At 36.7% G+C, this 8,075-nt stretch carries 9 protein-coding genes and 2 pseudogenes; 7 read left to right on the top strand and 4 right to left on the bottom strand.

Annotated features, from left to right (window positions below):
• Nucleotides 1-642: 642 nt before the first annotated feature.
• The 7 genes and pseudogenes from DRZ96_RS10460 (at nt 643) to DRZ96_RS00965 (ending at nt 4,124) form a co-directional block, all read left to right on the top strand.
• On the top strand, nt 643-921 hold the full coding sequence (locus DRZ96_RS10460) for an SdrD B-like domain-containing protein (protein ID WP_172605436.1): 279 nt from the start codon (nt 643-645) through the stop codon (nt 919-921).
• Entirely contained in the window at nt 902-1,450 is a 549-nt protein-coding gene (locus DRZ96_RS00980; protein WP_172605435.1) for an SHIRT domain-containing protein, read from the top strand. The genes DRZ96_RS10460 and DRZ96_RS00980 overlap by 20 nt, the downstream gene beginning before the upstream one ends.
• A 25-nt stretch (nt 1,451-1,475) precedes the next feature.
• Nucleotides 1,476-1,769 (top strand): annotated as a pseudogene (locus DRZ96_RS12255) (SHIRT domain-containing protein); the annotation flags it as partial.
• Between the two features lie 4 nt (nt 1,770-1,773).
• A pseudogene (locus DRZ96_RS12250) lies at nt 1,774-1,845 on the top strand (hypothetical protein); the annotation flags it as partial.
• Entirely contained in the window at nt 1,814-2,107 is a 294-nt protein-coding gene (locus tag DRZ96_RS10455; RefSeq protein ID WP_218563570.1) for an SHIRT domain-containing protein, read from the top strand. The pseudogene DRZ96_RS12250 and the gene DRZ96_RS10455, both read left to right, overlap by 32 nt.
• Nucleotides 2,062-3,978 carry an SHIRT domain-containing protein gene (locus DRZ96_RS00970; protein ID WP_172605434.1) on the top strand — a complete coding sequence of 639 codons (1,917 nt, stop codon included), beginning with the start codon at nt 2,062-2,064 and terminating at the stop codon, nt 3,976-3,978. Before DRZ96_RS10455 ends, DRZ96_RS00970 begins: the two co-directional genes overlap by 46 nt.
• Nucleotides 3,924-4,124, top strand: a complete 201-nt coding sequence (locus DRZ96_RS00965) for a MucBP domain-containing protein (RefSeq protein WP_112889264.1) — start codon at nt 3,924-3,926, stop codon at nt 4,122-4,124. The genes DRZ96_RS00970 and DRZ96_RS00965 overlap by 55 nt, the downstream gene beginning before the upstream one ends.
• A gap of 144 nt (nt 4,125-4,268) precedes the next feature.
• Here the strand turns inward: DRZ96_RS00965 and DRZ96_RS12245 are convergent, their stop codons facing one another.
• The 4 genes from DRZ96_RS12245 to DRZ96_RS00950 all read right to left on the bottom strand — a co-directional run.
• Nucleotides 4,269-4,454, bottom strand: coding sequence for an SHIRT domain-containing protein (locus DRZ96_RS12245; RefSeq protein ID WP_409371942.1), 186 nt, complete (start codon nt 4,452-4,454; stop codon nt 4,269-4,271).
• On the bottom strand, nt 4,412-5,080 hold the full coding sequence (locus DRZ96_RS00960) for an SHIRT domain-containing protein (protein WP_112889263.1): 669 nt from the start codon (nt 5,078-5,080) through the stop codon (nt 4,412-4,414). The genes DRZ96_RS12245 and DRZ96_RS00960 overlap by 43 nt, the downstream gene beginning before the upstream one ends.
• On the bottom strand, nt 5,020-6,606 hold the full coding sequence (locus DRZ96_RS00955; RefSeq protein ID WP_112889262.1) for an SHIRT domain-containing protein: 1,587 nt from the start codon (nt 6,604-6,606) through the stop codon (nt 5,020-5,022). The genes DRZ96_RS00960 and DRZ96_RS00955 overlap by 61 nt, the downstream gene beginning before the upstream one ends.
• Before the next feature lie 175 nt (nt 6,607-6,781).
• The coding region (locus tag DRZ96_RS00950; protein ID WP_172605433.1) for an SdrD B-like domain-containing protein at nt 6,782-8,075 on the bottom strand (1,294 nt) is incomplete at its 5' end.

Genomic DNA, 8,075 nt, shown 5'->3' with positions numbered 1-8,075 from the left:
AAGCAGATTATGCTGCAACATCTGATATGTTTTACGCCAATCCAGATCCATCAACAATTCCTGCCTTAGCAATTAATGCCCAAGCAAGTAATGGTGTTGGTGGTAAATTAAACACATATCAAAAAGCTATTATAGCGGTCGTGCTGAAGTTGGAACTGTAACACTTACATTTGATAAAACAGTAACTGACCCAGTACTAGACTTATCAGGACTAGGCGGATACGTTAACGCATTCGGTGATTTTCAATATTCAAATGGAACAGGGGCTGTACTTGGTAGAGGATCATTTAATTCTACTGATATAGAGCTAATCACAGATGGAGTTTCATTTGAAAAGGGAGCTTCAAATTCTAACTTAGAAGTTACTAATAATACGATTAAGGTAAAAAATAGAAATACTTTACACATGCTAAGCTAACACAAGGAGAACACATCCAAAATAATGGATATCCAAGTCCAAAATTAGTACCAGCAGGTACAGGAAGTGTTATCTTAAAGGGAACATTTAAAGAAGTATCATTAAAGCTTTATCACAATGCTACTCCATATTCTGCTTTTCCAACAGATAAATACGGAACAAGTAGAGTTTTCTTCACTAATAACAATAACTCACAATATGGTGATGGAATAAATGGTCTGAATGTGATTAATACTGAAAAAATACAAATTGGAAATAAAACATATAATAATTTAACAAACTGGGACAAATTCAGAATTTCATTAAGATTACTAAAACCATCATCAATTGGAGATAGAGTTTGGTTAGATGAAGATGCTAATGGAATCCAAGATGCAGGAGAAAAAGGAGTTGAAGGAGTAACAGTAAAACTTCTTGATAAAGATGGAAGTCCAGCTAAAGACTTTAACGGAAATCTAGTTCAAGACCAAGTTACAGATGCAAATGGTAATTACAAATTTTGAAAACTTGCCAGCAGGTGAATACGTTGTTCAAGTAGTTACAAAAGACGGTCAAACTCTTACAACAAAGGGACAAGGCGCTGCTGATAAAGATTCAGACCTAGATCCAAAAACAGGAAAAACAGATGTAATTAAATTAGAAGCAAATGAAAACATCACAAATGTAGATGCAGGTATTGTTCCAGCAAAAGAATACAAAGTAGACTACGAATTCCAACCATCAAAAGCAGAAGGAACACCAAGTGAATTACCACAAGGCGTAAAAGATCAACTACCAAAAACAGTAGAAAATCTAGCAGATGGTAAATCAGTTCCATCACCAAAAGAATTCACTCCAGTAAAAGATGAAGTGAACAAAGGAACATGGACATTTGAAGCGTGGGATAAAGAAACTGCAAAAATCAATGGAGCAGACGAACACGTAACAGGAACATGGGTATTCACAAAAGATGAAGAACCACAACCAAAAGAATACAAAGTAACTCACGAATTCAAATCAGGAACAGCTGGAAAGACTTACCAGACGAAGTAAAAGCATTATTGCCAAAAGACCAAACAGGAAAAGTAGATGGCAACACAGTCGTACCAACAGAACCAGAACAAAAAAGGTAACAACATCAGAAGGAACATGGACATTCAAAGGCTACGACAGATCAAATGCAACAATCGATGGAGCAGATGAACACTTTGTAGGAAAATGGGAATTCACACCAAAAGAAGACCCTAAACCAGAAACAGGAAGTGTATACGTAAAATACGTAACAGAAGACGGAAAAGAACTAGAACTGAAGTGGAGTACTAGTAAACGCAGAAGTTGGAACAAAATATACAACAGAAGAAAAAACATTTGACGGATACGAATTTGTAAGAATGGATGAAAAATCTGATCCAGCAAATGGAGAAGTTAAAAAGACGACCAACACGTAATCTACGTATACAAACCAGTAGAACAAAAACAATACAAGTAGACTACGAATTCCAACCATCAAAAGCAGAAGGAACACCAAGTGAATTACCACAAGGCGTAAAAGATCAACTACCAAAAACAGTAGAAAATCTAGCAGATGGTAAATCAGTTCCATCACCAAAAGAATTCACTCCAGTAAAAGATGAAGTGAACAAAGGAACATGGACATTTGAAGCGTGGATAAAGAAACTGCAAAAATCAATGGAGCAGACGAACACGTAACAGGAACATGGGTATTCACAAAAGATGAAGAACCACAACCAAAAGAATACAAAGTAACTCACGAATTCAAATCAGGAACAGCTGGAAAAGACTTACCAGACGAAGTAAAAGCATTATTGCCAAAAGACCAAACAGGAAAAGTAGATGGCAACACAGTCGTACCAACAGAACCAGAACAAAAAGAGGTAACAACATCAGAAGGAACATGGACATTCAAAGGCTACGACAGATCAAATGCAACAATCGATGGAGCAGATGAACACTTTGTAGGAAAATGGGAATTCACACCAAAAGAAGACCCTAAACCAGAAACAGGAAGTGTATACGTAAAATACGTAACAGAAGACGGAAAAGAACTAGAACCTGAAAGTGGAGTACTAGTAAACGCAGAAGTTGGAACAAAATATACAACAGAAGAAAAAACATTTGACGGATACGAATTTGTAAGAATGGATGAAAAATCTGATCCAGCAAATGGAGAAGTTAAAAAAGACGACCAACACGTAATCTACGTATACAAACCAGTAGAACAAAAACAATACAAAGTAGACTACGAATTCCAACCATCAAAAGCAGAAGGAACACCAAGTGAATTACCACAAGGCGTAAAAGATCAACTACCAAAAACAGTAGAAAATCTAGCAGATGGTAAATCAGTTCCATCACCAAAAGAATTCACTCCAGTAAAAGATGAAGTGAACAAAGGAACATGGACATTTGAAGCGTGGGATAAAGAAACTGCAAAAATCAATGGAGCAGACGAACACGTAACAGGAACATGGGTATTCACAAAAGATGAAGAACCACAACCAAAAGAATACAAAGTAACTCACGAATTCAAATCAGGAACAGCTGGAAAAGACTTACCAGACGAAGTAAAAGCATTATTGCCAAAAGACCAAACAGGAAAAGTAGATGGCAACACAGTCGTACCAACAGAACCAGAACAAAAAGAGGTAACAACATCAGAAGGAACATGGACATTCAAAGGCTACGACAGATCAAATGCAACAATCGATGGAGCAGATGAACACTTTGTAGGAAAATGGGAATTCACACCAAAAGAAGACCCTAAACCAGAAACAGGAAGTGTATACGTAAAATACGTAACAGAAGACGGAAAAGAACTAGAACCTGAAAGTGGAGTACTAGTAAACGCAGAAGTTGGAACAAAATATACAACAGAAGAAAAAACATTTGACGGATACGAATTTGTAAGAATGGATGAAAAATCTGATCCAGCAAATGGAGAAGTTAAAAAAGACGACCAACACGTAATCTACGTATACAAACCAGTAGAACAAAAACAATACAAAGTAGACTACGAATTCCAACCATCAAAAGCAGAAGGAACACCAAGTGAATTACCACAAGGCGTAAAAGATCAACTACCAAAAACAGTAGAAAATCTAGCAGATGGTAAATCAGTTCCATCACCAAAAGAATTCACTCCAGTAAAAGATGAAGTGAACAAAGGAACATGGACATTTGAAGCGTGGGATAAAGAAACTGCAAAAATCAATGGAGCAGACGAACACGTAACAGGAACATGGGTATTCACAAAAGATGAAGAACCACAACCAAAAGAATACAAAGTAACTCACGAATTCAAATCAGGAACAGCTGGAAAAGACTTACCAGACGAAGTAAAAGCATTATTGCCAAAAGACCAAACAGGAAAAGTAGATGGCAACACAGTCGTACCAACAGAACCAGAACAAAAAGAGGTAACAACATCAGAAGGAACATGGACATTCAAAGGCTACGACAGATCAAATGCAACAATCGATGGAGCAGATGAACACTTTGTAGGAAAATGGAATTCACACCAAAAGAAGACCCTAAACCAGAAACAGGAAGTGTATACGTAAAATACGTAACAGAAGACGGAAAAGAACTAGAACCTGAAAGTGGAGTACTAGTAAACGCAGAAGTTGGAACAAAATATACAACAGAAGAAAAAACATTTGACGGATACGAATTTGTAAGAATGGATGAAAATCTGATCCGCAAATGAGTTGCACCAACACGTTCTACGTATATTGCCAATAAGTGACTTTCACCATCTGGAAGTCTTACCAGTGAATTGAATCGTAAGTTACTTTAGAATTCTATTGGTTGGTTCTTCATCTTTTGAATACCCAGTTCGTTAGTGTTCGGCTCATGATTTTGCAGTTTCTTTATCCCACGCTTCAAATGTCCATGTTCCTTTGTTCACTTCATCTTTTACTGGAGTGAATTCTTTTGGTGATGGAACTGATTTACCATCTGCTAGATTTTCTACTGTTTTTGGTAGTTGATCTTTTACGCCTTGTGGTAATTCACTTGGTGTTCCTTCTGCTTTGATGGTTGGAATTCGTAGTCTACTTTGTATTGTTTTTGTTCTACTGGTTTGTATACGTAGATTACGTGTTGGTCGTCTTTTTTAACTTCTCCATTTGCTGGATCAGATTTTTCATCCATTCTTACAAATTCGTATCCGTCAAATGTTTTTTCTTCTGTTGTATATTTTGTTCCAACTTCTGCGTTTACTAGTACTCCACTTTCAGGTTCTAGTTCTTTTCCGTCTTCTGTTACGTATTTTACGTATACACTTCCTGTTTCTGGTTTAGGGTCTTCTTTTGGTGTGAATTCCCATTTTCCTACAAAGTGTTCATCTGCTCCATCGATTGTTGCATTTGATCTGTCGTAGCCTTTGAATGTCCATGTTCCTTCTGATGTTGTTACCTCTTTTTGTTCTGGTTCTGTTGGTACGACTGTGTTGCCATCTACTTTTCCTGTTTGGTCTTTTGGCAATAATGCTTTTACTTCGTCTGGTAAGTCTTTTCCAGCTGTTCCTGATTTGAATTCGTGAGTTACTTTGTATTCTTTTGGTTGTGGTTCTTCATCTTTTGTGAATACCCATGTTCCTGTTACGTGTTCGTCTGCTCCATTGATTTTTGCAGTTTCTTTATCCCACGCTTCAATGTCCATGTTCCTTTGTTCACTTCATCTTTTACTGGAGTGAATTCTTTTGGTGATGGAACTGATTTACCATCTGCTAGATTTTCTACTGTTTTTGGTAGTTGATCTTTTACGCCTTGTGGTAATTCACTTGGTGTTCCTTCTGCTTTTGATGGTTGGAATTCGTAGTCTACTTTGTATTGTTTTTGTTCTACTGGTTTGTATACGTAGATTACGTGTTGGTCGTCTTTTTTAACTTCTCCATTTGCTGGATCAGATTTTTCATCCATTCTTACAAATTCGTATCCGTCAAATGTTTTTTCTTCTGTTGTATATTTTGTTCCAACTTCTGCGTTTACTAGTACTCCACTTTCAGGTTCTAGTTCTTTTCCGTCTTCTGTTACGTATTTTACGTATACACTTCCTGTTTCTGGTTTAGGGTCTTCTTTTGGTGTGAATTCCCATTTTCCTACAAAGTGTTCATCTGCTCCATCGATTGTTGCATTTGATCTGTCGTAGCCTTTGAATGTCCATGTTCCTTCTGATGTTGTTACCTCTTTTTGTTCTGGTTCTGTTGGTACGACTGTGTTGCCATCTACTTTTCCTGTTTGGTCTTTTGGCAATAATGCTTTTACTTCTTCTGGTAAGTCTTTTCCAGCTGTTCCTGATTTGAATTCGTGAGTTACTTTGTATTCTTTTGGTTGTGGTTCTTCATCTTTTGTGAATACCCATGTTCCTGTTACGTGTTCGTCTGCTCCATTGATTTTTGCAGTTTCTTTATCCCACGCTTCAAATGTCCATGTTCCTTTGTTCACTTCATCTTTTACTGGAGTGAATTCTTTTGGTGATGGAACTGATTTACCATCTGCTAGATTTTCTACTGTTTTTGGTAGTTGATCTTTTACGCCTTGTGGTAATTCACTTGGTGTTCCTTCTGCTTTTGATGGTTGGAATTCGTAGTCTACTTTGTATTGTTTTTGTTCTACTGGTTTGTATACGTAGATTACGTGTTGGTCGTCTTTTTTAACTTCTCCATTTGCTGGATCAGATTTTTCATCCATTCTTACAAATTCGTATCCGTCAAATGTTTTTTCTTCTGTTGTATATTTTGTTCCAACTTCTGCGTTTACTAGTACTCCACTTTCAGGTTCTAGTTCTTTTCCGTCTTCTGTTACGTATTTTACGTATACACTTCCTGTTTCTGGTTTAGGGTCTTCTTTTGGTGTGAATTCCCATTTTCCTACAAAGTGTTCATCTGCTCCATCGATTGTTGCATTTGATCTGTCGTAGCCTTTGAATGTCCATGTTCCTTCTGATGTTGTTACCTCTTTTTGTTCTGGTTCTGTTGGTACGACTGTGTTGCCATCTACTTTTCCTGTTTGGTCTTTTGGCAATAATGCTTTTACTTCGTCTGGTAAGTCTTTTCCAGCTGTTCCTGATTTGAATTCGTGAGTTACTTTGTATTCTTTTGGTTGTGGTTCTTCATCTTTTGTGAATACCCATGTTCCTGTTACGTGTTCGTCTGCTCCATTGATTTTTGCAGTTTCTTTATCCACGCTTCAAATGTCCATGTTCCTTTGTTCACTTCATCTTTTACTGGAGTGAATTCTTTTGGTGATGGAACTGATTTACCATCTGCTAGATTTTCTACTGTTTTGGTAGTTGATCTTTTACGCCTTGTGGTAATTCACTTGGTGTTTCCTTCTGCTTTTGATGGTTGGAATTCGTAGTCTACTTTGTATTTTTTGCTGGAACAATACCTGCATCTACATTTGTGATGTTTTCATTTGCTTCTAATTTAATTACATCTGTTTTTCCTGTTTTTGGATCTAGGTCTGAATCTTTATCAGCAGCGCCTTGTCCCTTTGTTGTAAGAGTTTGACCGTCTTTTGTAACTACTTGAACAACGTATTCACCTGCTGGCAAGTTTTCAAATTTGTAATTACCATTTGCATCTGTAACTTGGTCTTGAACTAGATTTCCGTTAAAGTCTTTAGCTGGACTTCCATCTTTATCAAGAAGTTTTACTGTTACTCCTTCAACTCCTTTTTCTCCTGCATCTTGGATTCCATTAGCATCTTCATCTAACCAAACTCTATCTCCAATTGATGATGGTTTTAGTAATCTTAATGAAATTCTGAATTTGTCCCAGTTTGTTAAATTATTATATGTTTTATTTCCAATTTGTATTTTTTCAGTATTAATCACATTCAGACCATTTATTCCATCACCATATTGTGAGTTATTGTTATTAGTGAAGAAAACTCTACTTGTTCCGTATTTATCTGTTGGAAAAGCAGAATATGGAGTAGCATTGTGATAAAGCTTTAATGATACTTCTTTAAATGTTCCCTTTAAGATAACACTTCCTGTACCTGCTGGTACTAATTTTGGACTTGGATATCCATTATTTTGGATGTGTTCTCCTTGTGTTAGCTTAGCATGTGTAAAAGTATTTCTATTTTTTACCTTAATCGTATTATTAGTAACTTCTAAGTTAGAATTTGAAGCTCCCTTTTCAAATGAAACTCCATCTGTGATTAGCTCTATATCAGTAGAATTAAATGATCCTCTACCAAGTACAGCCCCTGTTCCATTTGAATATTGAAAATCACCGAATGCGTTAACGTATCCGCCTAGTCCTGATAAGTCTAGTACTGGGTCAGTTACTGTTTTATCAAATGTAAGTGTTACAGTTCCAACTTCAGCACGACCGCTATAATTAGCTTTTTGATATGTGTTTAATTTACCACCAACACCATTACTTGCTTGGGCATTAATTGCTAAGGCAGGAATTGTTGATGGATCTGGATTGGCGTAAAACATATCAGATGTTGCAGCATAATCTGCTTGGTGTTTTCCGTTACCAGATAAATATGATGCTCCATCATTTCTATCAGCTTGTTTAACAAATTTTGCTGTTACACCTATGTTTCCAACTTTAGCTTTTCCTGTAGAATAGGCTCTAACGCCATCTGGAACTGAAAATTCAGTTGTGATGTCATTTGACATACGCCAATCAGTA

Origin of the sequence: Peptoniphilus harei, from assembly GCF_900454685.1 — a bacterium.
Lineage (GTDB): Bacteria > Bacillota > Clostridia > Tissierellales > Peptoniphilaceae > Peptoniphilus_A > Peptoniphilus_A harei.
Note: the sequence above shows the minus strand (reverse complement) of the source record. Positions and strands in the feature narration are given on the sequence as shown.

Coding starts and splice junctions, on each gene's coding strand:
- DRZ96_RS00965 (WP_112889264.1), top strand. CDS start 3,924: ATGGAATTCACACCAAAAGAAGACCCTAAACCAGAAACAGGAAGTGTA.
- DRZ96_RS00960 (WP_112889263.1), bottom strand. CDS start 5,080: ATGGACATTGAAGCGTGGGATAAAGAAACTGCAAAAATCAATGGAGCA.
- DRZ96_RS10455 (WP_218563570.1), top strand. CDS start 1,814: ATGGAGAAGTTAAAAAGACGACCAACACGTAATCTACGTATACAAACC.
- DRZ96_RS00980 (WP_172605435.1), top strand. CDS start 902: ATGGTAATTACAAATTTTGAAAACTTGCCAGCAGGTGAATACGTTGTT.